The organism is Longispora urticae, assembly GCF_053902585.1.
Window position 1 is genome coordinate 1 of the sequence record NZ_JAQZSH010000024.1, and the last position, 18,538, is coordinate 18,538.

The window sequence follows — 18,538 nt, forward strand, 5'->3', positions numbered from 1 at the left end:
CTTCGACAACATCAAGTRCTTCGTCCGGTCCACGGAGCGGCAGGCCGCCAGCTGGGAGGACCTGCCCGAGGACATCAAGAACACCTACGACCGGCTGGGCATCCCGGAGGCCGAGAAGCAGCGCCTCGTCGCCGGTGTCGCCGCGCAGTACGAGTCGGAGGTCGTCTACCACTCGATCCGCGAGGACCTCGAGAAGCAGGGCGTGCTCTTCCTGGACACCGACACGGCCCTCAAGGACCAGCCGGAACTGTTCAAGGAGTACTTCGGCACGGTGATCCCGGTCGGCGACAACAAGTTCGCCGCGCTGAACACCGCGACCTGGTCCGGCGGCTCGTTCATCTACGTCCCCAAGGGCGTGCACGTCGACATCCCGCTCCAGGCGTACTTCCGGATCAACACCGAGAACATGGGCCAGTTCGAGCGGACCCTGATCATCGTCGACGAGGACGCGTACGTGCACTACGTCGAGGGCTGTACCGCCCCGATCTACTCGTCGGACTCGCTGCACTCCGCCGTCGTCGAGATCATCGTGAAGAAGGGCGGCCGCTGCCGCTACACGACGATCCAGAACTGGTCGACCAACGTCTACAACCTGGTCACCAAGCGCGCCGTGTGCCACGAGGGCGCGACGATGGAGTGGGTCGACGGCAACCTCGGCTCCAAGGTCACCATGAAGTACCCGGCCGTGTACATGGTCGGCGAGCACGCGCACGGCGAGGTGCTCTCCGTCGCGATGGCCGGCGAGGGCATGCACCAGGACGCGGGCGCCAAGATGGTGCACGCCGCGCCGTACACCTCCTCGACGATCATCTCCAAGTCGATCGCCCGGGGCGGCGGCCGCACGTCCTACCGCGGCCTGGTCCAGGTCATGGACGGCGCGCACCACTCGAAGAGCACCGTCAAGTGCGACGCGCTCCTCGTGGACACCATCTCCCGCTCGGACACCTACCCCTACGTCGACGTCCGCGAGGACGACGTCCAGATGGGGCACGAGGCCACCGTCTCGAAGATCAGCGACGACCAGCTCTTCTACCTGATGAGCCGTGGGCTGACCGAGGACGAGGCCATGGCGACCATCGTGCGCGGCTTCATCGAGCCGATCGCGAAGGAGCTCCCGATGGAGTACGCCCTCGAGTTGAACCGTTTGATCGAGCTCCAGATGGAAGGCGCTGTCGGTTAATGCTCTCCGAAACCATCGTCCCGCCGAAGACCCGCGCGCAGGAGCTTCGCTCGTACGACCCCGCTGACTTCCCGGCCCTCACCGGCCGGGAGGAGGAGTGGCGGTTCACCCCGCTCAAGCGCCTCCTCGGCCTCGCCGACGGGGACGCCGCGGTGGCCGCCGCCGGTCCGCGGCACGAGTACGGCCAGAACCTGCCCGGGGTCACCGTCGGCGTCCTCGCCAAGGGTGACCCGCGGTTCGGCGCGACGCTCGTCCCGTTCGACCGGCCCAGCGCCGTGGCGTACGCGGGTGCGGACAAGGCCCTGCTCGTCGAGATCGGCCGCGAGGCGGTCCCGGCGGAACCCGTCACCGTGCGGATCATCGGCGGCGGCGTCGACGGGGTCGCCTACGGGCACACCGTCGTCGACGTCGGCCCGCTGGCCGAGGTGTCCGTGATCCTGGAGCAGTCCGGCCCGGCCGTGCTCGGCGACAACGTCGAGGTGCTCGTCGCCGACAGCGCCCGGCTCACGCTGGTCACCGTCGCCGACTGGGACACCGGCTCGGTGCAGGCCCAGCACGTCAAGTTCCGGCTCGGCCGCGACGCCAAGGTCACGCACGTCCAGGTGACGCTCGGCGGGGACCTGGTCCGGCAGTACACCTCCGCGGAGTACACCGGGCGGGGTGGCGACTTCGAGAGCTTCGGCCTCTACTTCGCCGACGCCGGCCAGCACCAGGAGCACCGGCTCCTCGTGGACCACACCGTGCCCGACTGCCGCAGCCACGTGACCTACCGGGGCGCGTTGCAGGGCGAGGGCGCGCACACCGTCTGGGTCGGCGACGTGCTGATCCGCGCGGCGGCCACCGGCACCGAGACGTACGAGATCAACCGGAACCTGATCCTCACCGACGGCGCGCGCGCCGACTCGATCCCGAACCTGGAGATCGAGACGGGCGAGGTCGCCGGGGCCGGGCACGCGAGCGCCACCGGCCGGTTCGACGACGAGCATCTGTTCTACCTGATGAGCCGGGGCATCACCGAGGAGGAGGCCCGCCGGCTGGTCGTCCGGGGCTTCTTCGCCGAACTGCTGGCGAAGATCCCCGCGGAGGACCTGCGCGAGCGGCTCAGCGCGGTGATCGACACCCGGCTCACGGCGGTGGGCGAATGACCCGGATCTGCTCCGTGGAGGACGTGCCCAAGGGCTCCGTCCTGCGGGCGGACATCGACGGCCTGGCCGTCGCGGTCGTACACGCCGAGGACGACAACTTCTACGCCATCCGTGACGAGTGCTCGCACGCCGCGATCGCCCTGTCGGAGGGCGAGGTCGACGGCTGCACGATCGAGTGCTGGCTGCACGGTTCGCGGTTCGACCTGCGGACGGGCGAGCCGTCCGGCCTGCCGGCCACCGAGCCGGTCCCTGTTTACCCCGTCGAGGTGCGTGACGGCGAGATTCACATCATTGGAGTGGTAAGCGCATGAGCGTGTTGGAGATCAAGGACCTGCAGGTCGCGGTCAAGCTGGCCGAGGGTGAGCTGAAGCCGATCCTGTCCGGGGTGAACCTGACCATCCGGGCGGGCGAGACCCACGCGATCATGGGGCCGAACGGTTCGGGCAAGTCGACGCTCGCGTACTCGATCGCCGGGCACCCGAAGTACCAGATCACCGGCGGCACGGTGACCCTCGACGGCGCCGACGTCCTCGAGATGACCGTGGACGAGCGGGCCCGCGCCGGCCTCTTCCTGGCCATGCAGTACCCGGTGGAGGTGCCCGGCGTCAGCGTCGCGAACTTCCTCCGCACCGCCAAGACCGCCATCGACGGCGAGGCCCCGAAGCTGCGCACCTGGGCTAAGGAGCTCAAGGACGCGATGGCGGCCGTGCAGATGGACCCGGCGTTCGCCCAGCGCAACGTCAACGAGGGCTTCTCCGGCGGCGAGAAGAAGCGGCACGAGATCGTGCAGCTCGAACTGCTCCGGCCGAAGATGGCCATCCTCGACGAGACCGACTCGGGCCTGGACATCGACGCCCTGCGCGTCGTGTCCGAGGGCATCAACCGGGTCAAGGAGCGGGGCGAGACCGGCCTGCTGCTGATCACGCACTACACCCGGATCCTGCGGTACGTGAAGCCCGACTTCGTGCACGTCTTCGTCGGCGGCCGCATCGTCGAGCAGGGCGGGCCGGAGCTGGCCGAGCACCTCGAGGCCAAGGGTTACGAGCGGTTCCTCCCGACAGGAGTCTGAGATGACGTTGACCATCCCGGAGGGGATGCCGCAGTACGACGACGCGCCGCGGTTCGACGTGGCGAAGGTACGCGCCGACTTCCCGATCCTCAACCGGGTGGTCAACGGTAAGCCTCTCGTCTACCTGGACAGCGCCAACACCTCGCAGAAGCCGCAGCAGGTGATCGACGCGATCGCCGTGCACTACGCGTTCCACAACGCGAACGTGTCCCGGTCGGTGCACACCCTGGGCACCGAGGCCACGGACGCCTACGAGGGCGCCCGGGCCCGGATCGCGGCCTTCATCGGCGCGCCGTCGGCCGAGGAGCTGGTCTTCACGAAGAACTCCTCCGAGGCGATCAACCTGGTGGCGCACGCCTTCCGGGAGCGCTCGGAGGACGACCGGTTCCGGATCGGCCCCGGCGACGAGATCCTGATCTCGGAGATGGAGCACCACTCCAACATCGTGCCGTGGCAGATGCTCGCGGAGCGGACCGGCGCGACCCTGCGCTGGTTCCCGATCACCGACCACGGCCGGCTCGACGTGTCCACCCTGGACGACCTGCTCAACGAGCGCACGAAGATCGTGTCGATCGTGCACATGTCGAACATCCTGGGCACGGTCAACCCGACGGCCGCGATCACGAAGCGGGCCCGCGAGGTGGGCGCGCTGGTCATGCTGGACGCGTCGCAGTCGGTGCCGCACCTGCCGATGGACGTGGTCGCCTACGACGTGGACTTCATCGCGTTCACCGGGCACAAGATGCTCGGCCCGACCGGGATCGGCTGCCTGTGGGGCCGCGGCGAGCTGCTCAACGCGATGCCCCCGTTCCTCGGTGGCGGCTCGATGATCGAGACCGTGACGATGGAGAAGACCACGTACGCGGCGGCGCCCGCCCGGTTCGAGGCCGGCACCCCGCCGATCGCCGAGGCCGTCGGGCTGGGCGTGGCCGTGGACTACCTGACCGCGCTCGGCATGGACGCGGTGCAGTGGCACGAGAAGGAGATCACGGCGTACGCGCTCGACGCGCTCGCCACCGTCCCCGGTCTGCGGATCATCGGGCCGGAGATCCCCATCGGGCGCGGCGGGACCATCTCGTTCGCCCTCGACAAGATCCACCCCCACGACGTGGGTCAGGTCCTCGACTCCGAGGGCGTGCAGGTCAGGGTCGGACACCACTGCGCCAAGCCGACGTGTGTCCGGTTCGGCGTACCGGCGATGACCCGTGCCTCGTTCTACGTGTACACGACGACCGAAGAGGTCGACGCGCTCGTGCGCGGGCTCGAGCAGGTCCGGAAGGTCTTCGGCTGATGCAGCTTGACCAGCTCTACCAGGAGATCATCCTGGATCACTACCGCCGCCCGAAGGGCAAGGGCCTCCGGGACCCGTTCGGAGCGGAGGTGCACCACGTCAACCCGACGTGCGGTGACGAGATCACCCTGCGTGTCTGGTTGGTCGGCGGGGTCGTCAAGGACATCTCCTACGACGGCCAGGGCTGTTCGATCAGCCAGGCCGCCGCGAGCGTCATGTACGAGCTGCTCGCCGGCGCCAAGCTCGAGACCGCCCTGCACCTCGGGGACGTGTTCGTCGAGCTGATGGGCAGTCGCGGCAAGATGGAACCGGACGAGGAAATGCTGGGCGACGGAGTGGCCTTCGCCGGGGTGTCGAAGTATCCGGCCCGGGTCAAGTGCGCGTTGTTGCCCTGGATGGCGTTCAAGGACGCGGCCGCCCGTGCCGCTGCGGTAGGGGAGTAGAAGCCATGAGTGAAGCTGTCGAACTGGCCACCGAGCCGAAGCCGAAGCCGAGTCTGGAGGACCTGGAAGAGGCCCTCAAGGACGTGGTGGACCCGGAGCTCGGGATCAATGTCGTCGACCTCGGCCTGATCTACGGGATCCACGTCGACGACGAGAACGTCTGCACCGTCGACATGACGCTGACATCGGCGGCGTGCCCGCTGACCGACGTGATCGAGGAGCAGGCCCGCGCGGCGCTGCTCACCGGTCCGGGCGGCGGGCTGGCGACGGACCTGCGGATCAACTGGGTGTGGCTGCCGCCGTGGGGCCCGGACAAGATCACGGACGAGGGCCGCGAGCAGCTCAGGGCGCTCGGGTTCAACGTCTGACCGTTGGGACCCGGCGTGGACGACGCTGGACTGCGCCGGGCCACTTCGCCCCAGATCAAGGGCACGTTCACAATCTTCATATGGTTACGGTGGGGCGTGACCGGCATCTGAAGGTAGGCCCCGCGTGACCACAGGAAAAAGGGCGCTCCCCGTGGGGAGCGCCCTTTTCTGGCTTACTTGGCGGCGGCTTTTCTCGCCTCGCCCCGGAGCTGCGCGTCACGCTTCTCCGCCGACTTCTTCTTCTTGATCCGGTCCTTCGTCCAGCGGACCTTGCCACGCGCTCCTCTACCCATTCGGGAAGTGTAGCCGCAATAATTCTGTATTCCCCGGTCAGCCCCTACGCAGCCAGCTGATCCCGAGCTCCTCGGCGGTGTGGGCGACCAGAGTGCGTAGTTCCGCCGCTTCCGGGGTGTCGCCCAGGACGTCGGCGAGGGTGTTCTGGGCGGCGGCGAGCTGGGGGCGGGCCCCGGCGGCGGCGCGCTGCTGTACGGACAGCCGGAAGAGGGGCACGGTGTCCTCCCCGGTGGCCAGGTGCCGGGTCGCGTACGACTCCAGCAGCACGTCACCGGTGTCCCGGGCCCACTGCCGGACCTTCTCGTAGCCCACGGTGGCCGTCGGGGTGTCGCCGCGCAGGTTCTCCGTGGACACGGCGTGCCAGAAGATCGGCCAGCCGCCGAGCTCGGGGGCGTCGAGGACCGTGGCGAACAGGTCCACCGGGTCGGCGTCCAGGCCGGGGAGGTCGAGGGAGAACAGCCGGCCCCAGTAGGTGACCTGGCCGGTGAGCAGGGTGGCGAGTGGGGTGTCGCCGAGGGCGGCGATCGCGGCCAGGGCCGGGGCGACGTCGCCGAGCTGCCAGAGGAACCGGTCGACGGTGATCTCGGCGATGAGGGCGGCGCGGACCGGGTCGGGGGCCGCGTGCGTGGTGGGGGCGGCTCCTTGGGCGGCCGGGCCCTCCGCGTGCCCGTCCGGCAGGGTGGTGCCGAGGTGGTCGAGGGCCAGGTTCCACTGGCCGGCGCGCTGGAGGTGTCGGGCCACGGCGAGTTCCGGGCGGGACAGGTAGGCTTCGTCAAGCGTCATGGGACCTACCATGCCCCCTCTCCGTGTAGGTGGTCAAGTGCGTTACGAGGACTACATCGCGAATCTGGCCCGGCTCGCCGTCGAGCTCGCCAACGGCGACGGCCCGACCCCGTTCAGTGACATGATGTTCGGCGACCACGGGGTCGCGCGCCCCACCCCGGACGAGGTGGCCGCACTCCTGGCCGAACTGCGCCCCGCCCTGGAGGCGGTGGCCGACGGCGGCCCGCTGACCCCGGTCAACGCGCTGCTCGCGCACTACCCGCCCCGGCTGCACATCAGCGACCACGACGGGCTCGGCGACCCGCACCTGCACCACGCGTACGACGGGGAACCCGCCCTGGACTGGCTCGCCCGGGGGTGCGGCGCGGCCCTCGCCCACATCGCATGCGGGGTGCCGGAGGTGGTGCTCGGCCGGTGCGGGGCGAAGGGCTGCCCGCACTTCTTCGTCGACTCCTCGCGGAACCACAGCCGGCGGTTCTGCGGCAACACCTGCGCCAGCCGGACCACGGTCGCGGCCCACCGCAGCCGCGCGAAGCGGGCCTGAGTGTCTACAGGTGCTTCAGGGCCTCGCGGACCGAGAGCGGGGACAGCGTGTCCCGGTGCGCGGCCACGAACGCGCGGACCAGCTCGGGCTCCGTGTGCGCGTACTCCCGGAGGGCCCAGCCCAGGGCCTTGCGGATGAAGAAGTCGGGGTGGCCGGCGAGGTCGGCGCAGTACCCGAACAGGCGGGTCGCGTCCGTGCGGCCCTTGTAGCGCAGCTGGTGCAGGACCGCCGTCCGGGCCACCCAGAGGTTGTCGTCGCGCGCCCAGGCGTCCATGGTCGCGACCAGCTCCGGGTGCGCCGTCACCAGCGGGCCGACGACGTGCGCGGCGAGCGCGTCCACCGTGTCCCACCACGAGTGCGTCTCGACCAGGAACCGGGCGGTGTCCAGGAACTCCGGGCCGGCGACGGCGATGTGGCGGGCCGCGTAGTCAGTACCAAAATAGTGGTATTCGCGTTCGTCGAGCGCCCAGCAGGCGCGCACCACCGACTCCAGCTCCGCCCCGGACGGCTTCGGCAGGCCCCGGGTCACCTCGCGGGACAGCGCCCGGCGCGGCGTCGACATGATGCCGAGGAACGCGAACTGGTCGCGCATGTAGGCCGCCATCGCCGCGGCCCGCTCCGGATCGGCGGCCCCCTCGAAGGCCGCGGTCAGCCGGGGGAGCAGCGTCGACGTGGTCACAACCCAGAGCATCCCATCCGGGTACGACACCCGGGCGGAAACCCACGCCCCGCCGAGTGCCGCTCCGGCCGCGCCCGGGGTGGCATAGCGTGGCGGCATGGCGAGCAGACCAGCGGTGGGCGGCGGACGATGGGTGGACGTGGCCCCGGCGCGTCTGGACAAGTGGATCGCCGGCTTCGCGGAACGGCACGGCGGCGCGACCGAGGCCGGGCTGACCCTGACCGGCGGGGACGGCGAGACCGCCGAGTTCCACCTGACCGTCGGCGCGGCGGCGACCCTGGCGGAGCTGGTCGCGGCGGCGAACGAGCCGTACCGGATCGCCCTGATCCTGGCCCGGCGCGGCGGCTACGCGGTCGGGGTGGCCGCCGGTGACCGGCTGACCGTCTCGAAGGTCGACACGAAGTACGTCCAGAGCCGCACGGCCGCCGGGGGCTGGTCGCAGCAGCGGTTCGCCCGCCGCCGCGCCAACCAGGCCCGGCAGGTCTGGGACGCGGCGGCGGACACGGCCGTCCGGGTACTGGTGCCGGCGGGGCCGGTCAGCGCCCTGGTGTGCGGCGGGGACCGCCAGGCGGTCGACGAGATCCTCACCGACCCCCGGCTCGCCGCACTGGCCGCGGTGCGGGTCGACCGGTTCCTCGAGGTGGCCGACCCCCGGCTCGCGGTCCTGGAGCAGGCGGTTCTCCAGGCGCGGTCGGTGCGGGTGCTGTTGAGTTCCTGACGGGGCGGCGACGCCGTTGTCGCCGCCCCGCCGGATCCGGGCCACTCCCAGCCCGGAGTCCTGATCCGGGTCACCCCGGCGACCCTGTCCGTTCCGGCCCGGGAGCCCCGGAGTTCCCCGCCCGAGGGCGGAGGGGCCGGTGCGGGCGGCTCCCGGCCAGGAGCCGCCCGCCGACCGCGCGACCCGACGCCCCCGGGACGCGCGGCCCGACCGCGCGGCCATGGGTCGGCCCGGCCGCGCGACCGTCTAGAACCCGTAGATCTGGTACGAGAACGTGGTGCTCCCCGACGCGCCCCCGGCCGTCGCGGTGACCTTGACGCTGTAGGTCCCGGCGGTCGTCGGCGTGCCCGAGATCGCGCCGGAGGAGCTGATCGCCAGCCCCGGCGGCAGGCCGGTCGCGGAGAACGTCAGCGTGCCGCCCGTGCTGGACGTGGCCTTGACCTGCACCGGGAACGACTGGAACCCGACGAACCCGCTCTGGTTACCGGGGTTGGTGACCGTGACCGTGCCGTTCGGCGGCGTGGTCGGCCCGGCCGTGGGGCTCACGGTGGGGCTGGTGGTCGGCCGCGGTGTGGGGCTCGACGACGGGGACGCGGTCGGGCTGGACGTCGGCGACGGCCCGGAGTTCACGGCCTGCGCCCAGATCGTGTACGCGATCCCGTCCGCCGCCCGGTTCAGCGCGGTGTCGTTGATGTTCGTCGGGTACTTGTCGCAGGACGCGTGGTAGCACGGGTCGTACGAGGAGTTGGCGGTCCCGCCCCATTTCTGCTGCTGGGCGGACGTCTTGCGCGCGCTGGCCCCGGTGGCGTACCCGGAGCTGGGGATGCCCGCGTTCTGGAAGGAGTAGTCGTCGGACCGGCCGGCGCCTTCCTTGTTCTCCTCGGGTGCGAGGTTGAGCGATTCCCAGTAGTCCTTGAGCGGTTTGGCGACGGCGGTGGTGATGTTGTTGACGAAGTACCCGGCGTTGGTGGAGGCGATCATGTCGAAGTTGTAGTACCCCTTGATGGCGCTCTTCTGGGTCGAGGTCAGGGAGCCGACGTAGAACTTGGAGCCGTTGAGGCCCTGTTCCTCGTCGGTCCACCAGCCGAACCGGACGTGTTTGGTCATCGTCGGGTTGGCGCTGGCCAGGGCCAGGGCGGCCTCCAGGATCGCCGCGGAGCCGGAGCCGTTGTCGTTGATCCCGGGGCCGGCGGAGACCCCGTCGAGGTGCGCGCCGAACATGACCGTCTGGCTGGTGTCGCCACCGGGCCAGTCGGCGATCAGGTTGTCCGAGGCGTACTGGCAGCCGCTGGAGCAGCGCTGCCGGGCCACCGTGTACCCGGCGTCCTTGAGTTTCTGCTCGATGTAGGCCACCGACGCGGTGTGCCCGCCGGACCCGGCCCGCCGGTTGCCGGAGTTGTTCGTGGCGATGGTCTGGAGCTGGTTGAGGTGAGCCTTGACGTTGTCGACGCTGATGTCGGGGGCCGCGAGCGACGGCGCCGACTGCGGGCCGGCGTTGGCGGTCACGGCGACCGCTACGGCGCCGGCCAGGCCGAGTGCCAGGGCGGTGAGGGCGATACGTGAGGTCTTCATGGGCACGTCTTTCGCTGAGGGGTTCCCCGCCCCGGGGTCAGTGGGGTGGGGAGAGGGGACCGGCCCGGGACGCGCACCCCCCTCGGGACACGCCCCGGGCCGGGGCTGCTGGCTAGAAGCCGTAGATCTGGTAGCCGAACGTGGTGCTGCCGGTGGCGCCGCCGCTGCTGGTCACGGTGACCTTGACGGAGTACGCGCCGGCCTGGCTCGGAGTGCCCGTGATCGAGCCGGTCGCGCTGATCGACAGGCCCGGCGGCAGTCCGGTGGCCGCGTAGGTCAGGGTGCCGCCGTTGCTGGAGGTGGCCCTGATCTGCACGGGGAAGGACTGGAAGCCGACGAAGCCGGACTGGTTACCGGGGTTGGTGACGGTCACGGTGCCGCCCGGCTGCCCGGTCGGGCTGGTGCTCGGGCTGGCCGTCGGGCCCACGGTCGGGCTGGTGCTCGGCGACGGGGACGCCGTCGGGCTGGTCGACGCGGACGGGGACGCGGTCGGGGTGGAGCCCGTGCAGGTCGGCTCGTTGGACTGCGCGGGGACGCTGACGGCGTTCCACGCGGCCTTCACGGCGTTGTACTGCGCGCACGTCGAGTCGATGTTCTTCGCCGACGTGAGGGTGAGCGTGCGGTACTTCGCGTACGTCATGTTCGACGTCTTCGCCAGCATCGCGTTGTAGAAGATCGCCCCGGCCTTCTTGATGTCCTTCAGCCCGGTGACCGTCGAGTTGTTGCAGGTCGGGCTGTTCGGCTTGCCGCCGCCGGGCGCGCTGCCCTCGGCGAGCAGGTAGAACCAGTGGTTCATCGGCCCGGCCGCCTTGTGCACCTCGGTGTTGGGGATCGAGGAGGAGTAGCAGTTCGGGTCGTTGGAGACCTTCGAGGGCTCGTACATGTTGCGGATCGGGCCGTTGCCGGAGAAGTTGATCTCCTCACCGACGAGGTAGTCCGGCTCGTCGTACTCGGCGGACTCGTCGGCGTACGCCTCGGTCAGCGCGCCGAAGATGTCACCGGTCGCCTCGCCCAGGCCCGCCTCGCCGGACACGGAGCTGCCGCCCCCGGTGTACTGGTCCAGGCCGTGCCCGAACTCGTGGCCCACCACGTCGAGCGAGCTCAGCCACTCCTTCGCGGAGTTGTAGCCGATCTTCACGTACGGGGCGGAACCGCCGGTCCAGTACGCGTTGTTCTCCTGGAGGCCGACCCGGATCTGGAAGCCGCCGCCCTGGCCGTCGATCCCGTTGCGGCCGTACCAGGACTTGAGCATGTCCCACTCCTTCTGCGCGGCGAACAACGCGTCCACGCAGCCGGTCTCCTTGTCCTTGGCCTGCCCGTTGCCCCAGGTGTTGTCGGAGCCGCTGAACACCGTGGAGTTGCCGTAGTCGGCGCACGACAGCCCGGGCCGCTTCGGGTCCTTCATGGAGTACGTCGAACCCGACAGCGTCGTGTCGATCGTCAACGGGCTCGGGCCGTTGTAGTGCGCGGTGCCCTGGCCGGCCTCGGCGTGCACGTCGTCGTAGGTCCGCACGACCCCGGCGGTGCGCGCGTCCACGAACACGTGCTTGCGCGACTCCAGGCCCTTGTCCCGGCCCGCCACGATGGTCTCCCAGGTCAGGGTCGGGGTGCCCCAGGCCAGGACCACGAGCCGCTGTCCCTCGACCGCGGTGACCTCGGTGAGCTGGCCCTTCGAGACCGCCGTCGCCCGCGCCGCCTCCACGGTCGGCGTGGTGTCCACCGCGATGGCCGCGGTCTGCGCCACCGACGTGGACCGGACCCGGCCCTGCGCGTCGGTCACGACGGTGAAGTCCCCGCCCACCACGGGCAGGCCCTTGTACTGCCGGTCGTACGTCACGTACTGCAGGCCCTGTGGGCTGGAGGCGACGCCCCGGGCCGCGTACCTCTCGTCCGCACCGGTGAACAGCGCACCGGCCTTCGCGGCGATCAACTGGTCCGCACCGGCGACCGCGGCCACCGGGTCGACCACGGGGTTGGCGTTGGCCGCCAGGGCCGGGGGCAGGGCGGCACCGGCCAGGCCGGGCGCGCCGGCTCCGGTCAGGGCGGCGGCGGTCGCGACCGCGACGGCGGCGCCGACGGCCACCCCCGCGGCTAACAGACGCTGGGTCCTCATGGAAATCCTCGCTTGTCAGAGGGGAAAACGGCCGATGAACAAGGGGGTTCATCGAGACCGGTGAACGGAGCGTAGGAGCGCGCGGACCTGGGGAAATGCCCGAGAAGGGTGATCGAGGGTGATCCGTAGGGTGTGGGCGAGGGTTGTGTGACCCACCGCACACAACGGGTCGCTGTACGTGCTGACCTGGGAACACTCGCCTGAAACGGGCCGGACGGGCAGACTGGCGCTATGCAGGATGTCGCCGCCGTCCTCGGCCGTACGGAGGTCCTCGACCGGTGCCGGGTGCGGCTCGACCGGGGCGGCGGGCTGCTGCTGTACGGCCCCGCCGGCATCGGCAAGACCACCCTCGTCGACGCGCTGGCCGCCGAGGCCGCCTCCGCCGGCACCCTCGTGCTGCGCAGCACCCCCTCCGTGGCGGAGTCCGAGCTGCCCTACCTGGCGCTCGCCGACCTGTTCGGCGGCGTGATGGTCGCGGCCGGCCCCGTCCTGCCCACCCCGCAGCGGGTCGCCCTGGACACCGCGCTGCTCCGGCGGGTGCCCGCGCCCGGCTCCCGGGTCGACCCGCTGGCCGTCCGGCTCGCCGTCGTCGAGCTGCTGCGGTACCTGACGACCCGGCGCGGCGTCCTCCTCGTCCTCGACGACGCGCAGTGGATCGACCAGGCCAGCTTCGACGTGCTCGCCTTCGCCGCCCGTCGGCTCACCGGGGGCCGGCTCCGGGTGCTCGCCGCCGAACGCACCACCGGCCCGCCCGCCCGCACCGCCGTCGTCCCGGCCCCCGACGAGGAGATCGAACTCGGCCCGCTGTCCGAGGACGTGCTCGCCGACCTGCTCCGGGCCCGGCTCGACGTGCGGCTCGTCGGCCCCGGCCTCAGCCGGCTGTGCGCCGCCAGCGACGGCAACCCGTTCTACGCCCTGGAACTCGGCCGCTCCCTCCGCCGGCACGGCACCCAGCCCTGGCCCGACGAGCCGCTGCCCGTACCCGACCGGCTGCGCGCCCTGGTCGCCGCCCGGCTCGCGGACCTGCCCCCCGAGTCCGGCCCGGCCCTGCTGCTCATCGCCCTCACCGGCCGGCCCGAACGGGTCCTCGTGCCCCGCACCGACCCCGGCGTCGTCGCCGCGATGGACGCGGGGGTCCTGGTCTTCGGCGTCGACGGCCGGCTCCGGTTCAGCCACCCGCTGCTCAGCGACCTCGTGCAGGCCGAGGCGGACCCGGCCGACCTGCGGGCCGCGCACGCCCGGCTCGCCGCCCGCGCCGACGACCCCGTCGAACGCGCCCGGCACCAGGCCCTCGCCGCCGACGGCCCCTCCGAACAGCTCGCCGCGGACCTGCTCGCCGCCGCGGTGGTCGCCGAGGACCGGGGCGCGCCCGGCACCGCCGCCGAACTGGCCCACCTGGCCGCCGGCCGGACCGTGGAGCCGGCCCTCGCCGCGAGCAGGCTCGTGACCGCCGGCTGGTACGCGCACCGCGCCGGCCTCGCCGACCGGACCCGCGCCGTGTGCGAGGAGATCCTGGCCGGCGCCGTACCGTCCGCGCGGGTCGAGGCCCGACTGCTGCTCATGGAGCTGTCCGGCGGCGACACGACCGGGGTCCGTTCCCTGCTGGCCGCCGCCGAGGCCGACGCGCGCGGCGACGACCGGCTGACCGGCTGGGTCTACCGCTACCGCGCCGAACTGGCCGTCCGCGAGACCGGCTGCGCGTCCGCCCGGCCCGACCTCGACATCGCCGAGGAGCTGGCCGAACGCTGCGGCGACACCGAGCTGCTCCTCGACACGCTCACCATCCGGCTGTCCGTCGAGGTCACCATCGACCCCGAGCACGCCCGGGAGGTGCTCGACCGGGGCCTGCGGCTCGCCGAGGGGCGGGAACTGACCCGGGGCTCGGCCATGTTCCGCCGGTACGCGGCCCTGAGCATCATGCGCGCGGGCGACCTGCCCCGCGCGGTCGACGTGATGGAACGCCTCCGCGCCGACGTGGAGCGCGCCGGCATCCTCACCGAACTGTTCGAGGTGCTCCAGCTCTGCTCCGTCGTCTACGGCCGGGTGGGCCGGTGCGCCGACGCGTACGCCATCGGCCTGCTCGCCGGCCAGCTCCGGATGGAGGTCGAACCGACCCCCGGCCGCGGTCTCGTGCACCAGGGCACCGCGGAGCTGTTCGGCGGCACCGTCGAGCGCGCCGTCGAACTCCTGGACGCCGCGGTCGACGTCCAGGAACGCATCCACGACCAGGAGTGGCTGGGCTTCGCCCTGATGGCCCGGGGCCGCTGCGACCTGCTCCTCGGCCGGTTGGAGGCGGCGGCCGCCCGGCTCGACCGGGCCCGCACCCTGATGCACAAGCTCGGCCTCACCGACCCGACCCAGGCGGTGATCGACGCCGACCTCGCCGAGGCGTTGGCCCTGACCGGGAACGCCGACCAGGCCGACCTCGTGCTCGCCGGGGCCCGGGCGGAGGCGGACCGGCTGCACCGCACCTCCGTGCTCCTCGGCTTCACCCGGGCCGACTGCGTCATCGAGGCCGTCAGCGGCCACCCGCGCCAGGCCGCCGACCGGCTGCGCGCCGCGCTCACCGAACCCGACGCGCCGCCCCTGGAGATCGCCCGCGCCTGGTTGACCCTGGGGGAGCTCGAGTGGCGGGCCCGGCGGCCGGGGCTGGCCCGGGTGGCGCTGCGCGAGGCGGCGGACCTGTTCGCGCTGGCGGGGTGCCGGCCGTGGCACCGGTACACGATGGAGCGGTTGGCCCGGCGCGACGCGGAGGGCGGGCCGGCCTCGGAGACGGAACGCCGGATCATCGAACTGGTCCGGGCGGGCGCGACGAACAAGGAGATCGCGGCGACCCTGCACCTGTCGGTGAAGGCGGTGGAGGCCAACCTGACGAAGCTCTACCGCCGCCTGGGGGTCCGCAACCGCGCGGGCCTGGCCCGCACGACCCAATAACCCAACCTCTTCCGGGTACCGGGCCCCGCGCGCCCCCTCAGGCCCGGAACGTCTGCCGGTACGCCGCCGGCGGCGCGCCCACGATCCGCCCGAAGTGCGCCCGCAGACTAGCGGCGGTCCCGAACCCGCAGGTCGCGGCGATCCACCCCACGGGCTGGTCGCTGGTCTCCAACAGCTCCTGGGCCCGGTACACCCGCTGGTGCAGCACCCACTGCAACGGCGACATCCCGAGCGCCCCGGCGAACCTGCGCTCCAGGGTCCGGACGCTGACGTTGGCCTGCTCGGCCAGTTCGGCGGTGACCAGGGGCAGGTGCAGGTGTCCGCCGACCCAGTCGAGGAGCGGGGCGAGCCAGTCGTCGGTGTCCGGCGGGGTCGGCCTGCGGAACTGGGCCTGGCCGCCCGCGCGGTGCGGCGGGGTGACCATCCGGCGGGCGATGTCGGCGGCGACGGCGGCCCCGTGGTCGACGCGCACCACGTGCAGGCAGGCGTCGATGCCGGCCGCGGTACCCGCCGAGGTGATGACGTTCCTGTCCTCGAGGTAGAGGACCGAGGCGTCGACCCGGACGGCCGGGTAGCGCCGGGCCAGGTGCTCGGCGTGCAGCCAGTGCGTCGTGGCCCGCCGCCCGTCGAGGACCCCCGCCGCGGCCAGCACGAACGCCCCGGTGCAGATCGACAGGATGCGCGCGCCCCTGGCGTGCGCGGCCCGTACGACCTCCACCAGGTCCGCCGGGGGGTCGTCGAGGTCCGGGCAGGCCGGCACGACCAGGGTATCCGCCCGGTCCAGGTCGGGGCTGTGCCCGGCGGGGAGCTGGAAGCCGGGGCCCAGGGTGACCGGAGTGGCGCCGACGACGGCGATCGAGAACCGGTACCACGGCTCGGGGAGCCGGGGCCGGGCGGCGAAGATCTCGCACGGCACGGCGACCTCGAAGATCGGCATCCGGTCGGAGAGTGCCATGACGACGACGTGCGGCTGCGCGGGCATGACGCAAATCTAGCGCATGCTGCCGTTCGCGGCACTGTTGGCGGCGTCCGGGCCCGGGCAGACTCGGCGACATGCGCAGCGAACAGACGCCGGGACAGGCGATCACCGTGTACGGGGCCTACGGGCACACAGGCAGGTTCGTCGTCGCCGAACTGCGGCGGCGCGGCTGGACCCCGGTCCTCGCGGGCCGGGACGCGGCGAAGCTGGCTGCCGTGCGGGACGCGACGCCGCCGACCGGCGCGCGGGACGTGGCGACCCCGCCCGGAGCCGGGGGCGTGGCGATCCCGGCCGGCGCGCCGGGTGAGCCAGGGGGCCCCGCGGCGCCCCTGGAGATCCGGCCGGCCTCCGTGGACGACCCCGCGGCCCTCGACCGCGCGCTCGCCGGTTCCGTGGCGGTCATCAACTGCGCCGGCCCGTTCGCCGAGACCACGCCCCCGCTCGTCGACGCGGCCCGCCGCGCCGGCATCCCCTACCTGGACGTCACCGGGGAGGCGCTCGTCGCGATCAGCACGTTCGAGCGCTACGCCGACGGCGACCGGAGCATCGTCATCGCGCCGGCGATGGCCTTCTTCGGCGGACTGGGCGACCTCCTCGCCACCGCCGCCGCACGCGACTGGGAGTCCGCCGACGAGGTGACCGTGGCGGTCGCGCTCGACAGCTGGAAGCCGACCCCGGGCAGCACGAAGGCGGGGGAGCGCCGGGCCGGCCGGCGGGTCGTGTTCCGCGACGGCGGGCTCGCGGTCCTCCCCGGCGACAACCCGCCACCGATGGGTACCTGGGAGTTCCCCGCGCCGTTCGGCACCCAGGAGGTGATCAGCGAGGTGTCCGCCACGGACGTGGTGACCATCCCGCGCCACCTCCGCACGTCGGCCATCCACGCGCTGCTCAACACGCGCCCCCTCGCCGACCTCCGCGATCCGACGGGTACGGGTCCGGACGCGGTGGACGACAGTGGACGGTCGGCGCAACGGTTCCTCGTCGACGTGGTGGTCCGCAGGGGGACCGAGGAGCGCCGGGCCTCGGCCCACGGGCAGGACATCTACTGGTTCACGGCCCCGATCGTGGTGGAGGCGGTGGAACGGATCCTCGACGGCCGGGCGAAGGCCACCGGGGTCGCCACGGCCGGCGAGCTGTTCGACGCCCGCGACTTCCTGGAGTCCCTCCCGTTCGACCGGCTCGACCTCGACGGAAACTGACCCGCGCGGGGCCGTGACCGGCCGTCATCCCGGCGGAAGCGACCACCGGCCCCAGCACGCGAAACGGCCCCCACCTCGGTGGGGGCCGTCCGCACAACTAGATCAGCCGAGCGCGTTCCCGAACGTGTTGCACTGCTTCGGGTCCCCGGTCTCGAAGCCCTTCCCGAACCACTGCTGCCGCTGCACGCTCGACCCGTGCGTCCACGAGTCCTTGTTGATGCTCCCGGTGGCCTTCTTCTGGATCGCGTCGTCCCCGACCGCCGCCGCGGCGCCGAGCGCCTCGGAGATGTCCTGTTGGGTGATGGACTTGAAGATGGCGTTGCCGGACTGGTCGGTCGTCGCGGTGGCGGCCTTGGCCCACACCCCGGCGTAGCAGTCGGCCTGGAGTTCCAGCATCACCGAGTACTGGTTGGCGTTGCCCGGGTCGCGCTGCTGGGCGCGGCGCATCTGCGCCTCGGTACCCAGCAGGTTCTGCACGTGGTGCCCGTACTCGTGCGCCAGCACGTACGCCTGCGCGAACTGCCCCGGCGCGCCGAACCGCTGGGCGAGCTCGTCGTAGAAGGTGAGGTCGATGTACACCTTCTTGTCGCCCGGGCAGTAGAACGGGCCGACGCCGGAGCTCGCGCTGCCGCACGCGGTGTTGACGGAGCCGGAGAAGAACTGGGTGGGCGCGAGCTGGTACGCCCGGCCGAAGTTGGCCTGCAGCCCGCCGCGCCAGTAGTTCTGGATGGAGTTCACGAAGAGGGTGTTGCGGCACTTGACGTCCTTGAACCGGTCGGGGTTCGAGACGGCGCACTTGGTCTGGAGGTCGGAGTTGTCGACGTTCTGCCCGGAGGTGGTGCCGCCGGAGTCGAGGATCCCGCCCATCCCGCCGAGGTTGCCGCCGACGCCGAGGAAGCCGAGCAGGCAGATGATCAGCAGCCCGACGATCCCGCCGCCGAACAGCCCACCCTTGCCGCCGAGTACGGACCCCAGCCCGCCGCCGCCGGCACCGCCGCCGGAGTCGGCCCCGGGGAACGACGCGCCGCCGGGGAACTGGAAGCCGCCGCCACCGCCCGAGGAACCACCCGTGGCGTCCTCGACCTGTGACGTGTCGATCTCGGCCTTCTCATTGAATTCCATCTCGCCTCCTGCGGACAGATTACGGTCGCTTCGTCCCCCGTGTCACACGTGACGCAAAACCCATTTTGATCATGAATGCGCCCCCGGTAGACTGGCCGGGTGCCT

Annotated in this window: 17 protein-coding genes; 11 read left to right on the forward strand and 6 right to left on the reverse strand. The window is 71.9% G+C overall.

Annotation, left to right across the window (positions count from 1 at the left end; all coding sequences use genetic code 11):
- The 7 genes from sufB to PT931_RS14900 all read left to right on the forward strand — a co-directional run.
- Window positions 1–1,180 (forward strand): Fe-S cluster assembly protein SufB (gene sufB, locus PT931_RS14870; RefSeq protein ID WP_456246333.1); only part of this gene is annotated, 1,180 nt, incomplete at its 5' end.
- On the forward strand, window positions 1,180–2,325 hold the full coding sequence (gene sufD / locus PT931_RS14875) for a Fe-S cluster assembly protein SufD (protein ID WP_456246334.1): 1,146 nt from the start codon (window positions 1,180–1,182) through the stop codon (window positions 2,323–2,325). The genes sufB and sufD, both read left to right, overlap by 1 nt.
- Window positions 2,322–2,636, forward strand: coding sequence for a non-heme iron oxygenase ferredoxin subunit (locus tag PT931_RS14880; RefSeq protein ID WP_456246335.1), 315 nt, complete (start codon window positions 2,322–2,324; stop codon window positions 2,634–2,636). Before sufD ends, PT931_RS14880 begins: the two co-directional genes overlap by 4 nt.
- Window positions 2,633–3,394 (forward strand): Fe-S cluster assembly ATPase SufC, encoded by a 762-nt coding sequence (gene sufC, locus PT931_RS14885; RefSeq protein WP_363726924.1) that lies wholly within the window; start codon window positions 2,633–2,635, stop codon window positions 3,392–3,394. The genes PT931_RS14880 and sufC overlap by 4 nt, the downstream gene beginning before the upstream one ends.
- A 1-nt stretch (window position 3,395) precedes the next feature.
- Window positions 3,396–4,685 (forward strand): cysteine desulfurase, encoded by a 1,290-nt coding sequence (locus PT931_RS14890; protein WP_456246336.1) that lies wholly within the window; start codon window positions 3,396–3,398, stop codon window positions 4,683–4,685.
- A complete protein-coding gene (sufU, locus tag PT931_RS14895) occupies window positions 4,685–5,128 on the forward strand; it encodes a Fe-S cluster assembly sulfur transfer protein SufU (RefSeq protein WP_456246337.1) in 444 nt (147 codons plus the stop codon). Before PT931_RS14890 ends, sufU begins: the two co-directional genes overlap by 1 nt.
- A 5-nt stretch (window positions 5,129–5,133) precedes the next feature.
- Complete coding sequence (locus PT931_RS14900; RefSeq protein WP_456246338.1) at window positions 5,134–5,496, forward strand: metal-sulfur cluster assembly factor; 363 nt, start codon at window positions 5,134–5,136, stop codon at window positions 5,494–5,496.
- A gap of 330 nt (window positions 5,497–5,826) precedes the next feature.
- Here PT931_RS14900 and PT931_RS14905 read toward each other — a convergent pair whose 3' ends face one another.
- Entirely contained in the window at window positions 5,827–6,573 is a 747-nt protein-coding gene (locus tag PT931_RS14905) for a hypothetical protein (RefSeq protein ID WP_456246339.1), read from the reverse strand.
- A gap of 37 nt (window positions 6,574–6,610) precedes the next feature.
- Between PT931_RS14905 and PT931_RS14910 the strand changes: the two genes are divergently transcribed.
- Complete coding sequence (locus PT931_RS14910) at window positions 6,611–7,117, forward strand: CGNR zinc finger domain-containing protein (RefSeq protein ID WP_456246340.1); 507 nt, start codon at window positions 6,611–6,613, stop codon at window positions 7,115–7,117.
- A 4-nt stretch (window positions 7,118–7,121) separates the two neighbouring features.
- Here PT931_RS14910 and PT931_RS14915 read toward each other — a convergent pair whose 3' ends face one another.
- A complete protein-coding gene (locus PT931_RS14915) occupies window positions 7,122–7,808 on the reverse strand; it encodes a DNA alkylation repair protein (protein ID WP_456246341.1) in 687 nt (228 codons plus the stop codon).
- Window positions 7,809–7,893: 85 nt separating this feature from the next.
- Here PT931_RS14915 and PT931_RS14920 point away from each other — a divergent pair, with 85 nt between their 5' ends.
- Window positions 7,894–8,514 (forward strand): acVLRF1 family peptidyl-tRNA hydrolase, encoded by a 621-nt coding sequence (locus PT931_RS14920; RefSeq protein WP_456246342.1) that lies wholly within the window; start codon window positions 7,894–7,896, stop codon window positions 8,512–8,514.
- Window positions 8,515–8,760: 246 nt separating this feature from the next.
- Here PT931_RS14920 and PT931_RS14925 read toward each other — a convergent pair whose 3' ends face one another.
- Together PT931_RS14925 and PT931_RS14930 are read right to left on the reverse strand one after the other, a co-directional pair.
- The gene (locus tag PT931_RS14925; RefSeq protein WP_456246343.1) at window positions 8,761–10,086 is read right to left on the reverse strand and encodes a M20/M25/M40 family metallo-hydrolase; all 1,326 of its coding nucleotides are present in this window, start codon (window positions 10,084–10,086) and stop codon (window positions 8,761–8,763) included.
- Window positions 10,087–10,198: 112 nt separating this feature from the next.
- A complete protein-coding gene (locus tag PT931_RS14930; protein ID WP_456246344.1) occupies window positions 10,199–12,199 on the reverse strand; it encodes a M4 family metallopeptidase in 2,001 nt (666 codons plus the stop codon).
- 231 nt (window positions 12,200–12,430) lie between these two features.
- Between PT931_RS14930 and PT931_RS14935 the strand changes: the two genes are divergently transcribed.
- A complete protein-coding gene (locus PT931_RS14935; protein ID WP_456246345.1) occupies window positions 12,431–15,133 on the forward strand; it encodes an AAA family ATPase in 2,703 nt (900 codons plus the stop codon).
- Between the two features lie 37 nt (window positions 15,134–15,170).
- Here PT931_RS14935 and PT931_RS14940 read toward each other — a convergent pair whose 3' ends face one another.
- Window positions 15,171–16,115, reverse strand: a complete 945-nt coding sequence (locus tag PT931_RS14940; RefSeq protein WP_456246346.1) for a helix-turn-helix domain-containing protein — start codon at window positions 16,113–16,115, stop codon at window positions 15,171–15,173.
- 71 nt (window positions 16,116–16,186) lie between these two features.
- On the opposite strand from PT931_RS14940, the gene PT931_RS14945 reads away from it, so the two are divergent.
- The gene (locus PT931_RS14945; RefSeq protein ID WP_456246347.1) at window positions 16,187–17,311 is read left to right on the forward strand and encodes a saccharopine dehydrogenase family protein; all 1,125 of its coding nucleotides are present in this window, start codon (window positions 16,187–16,189) and stop codon (window positions 17,309–17,311) included.
- Window positions 17,312–17,413: 102 nt separating this feature from the next.
- Here PT931_RS14945 and ypfJ read toward each other — a convergent pair whose 3' ends face one another.
- Window positions 17,414–18,433, reverse strand: a complete 1,020-nt coding sequence (gene ypfJ, locus PT931_RS14950; protein ID WP_456246348.1) for a KPN_02809 family neutral zinc metallopeptidase — start codon at window positions 18,431–18,433, stop codon at window positions 17,414–17,416.
- Window positions 18,434–18,538: the final 105 nt, after the last annotated feature.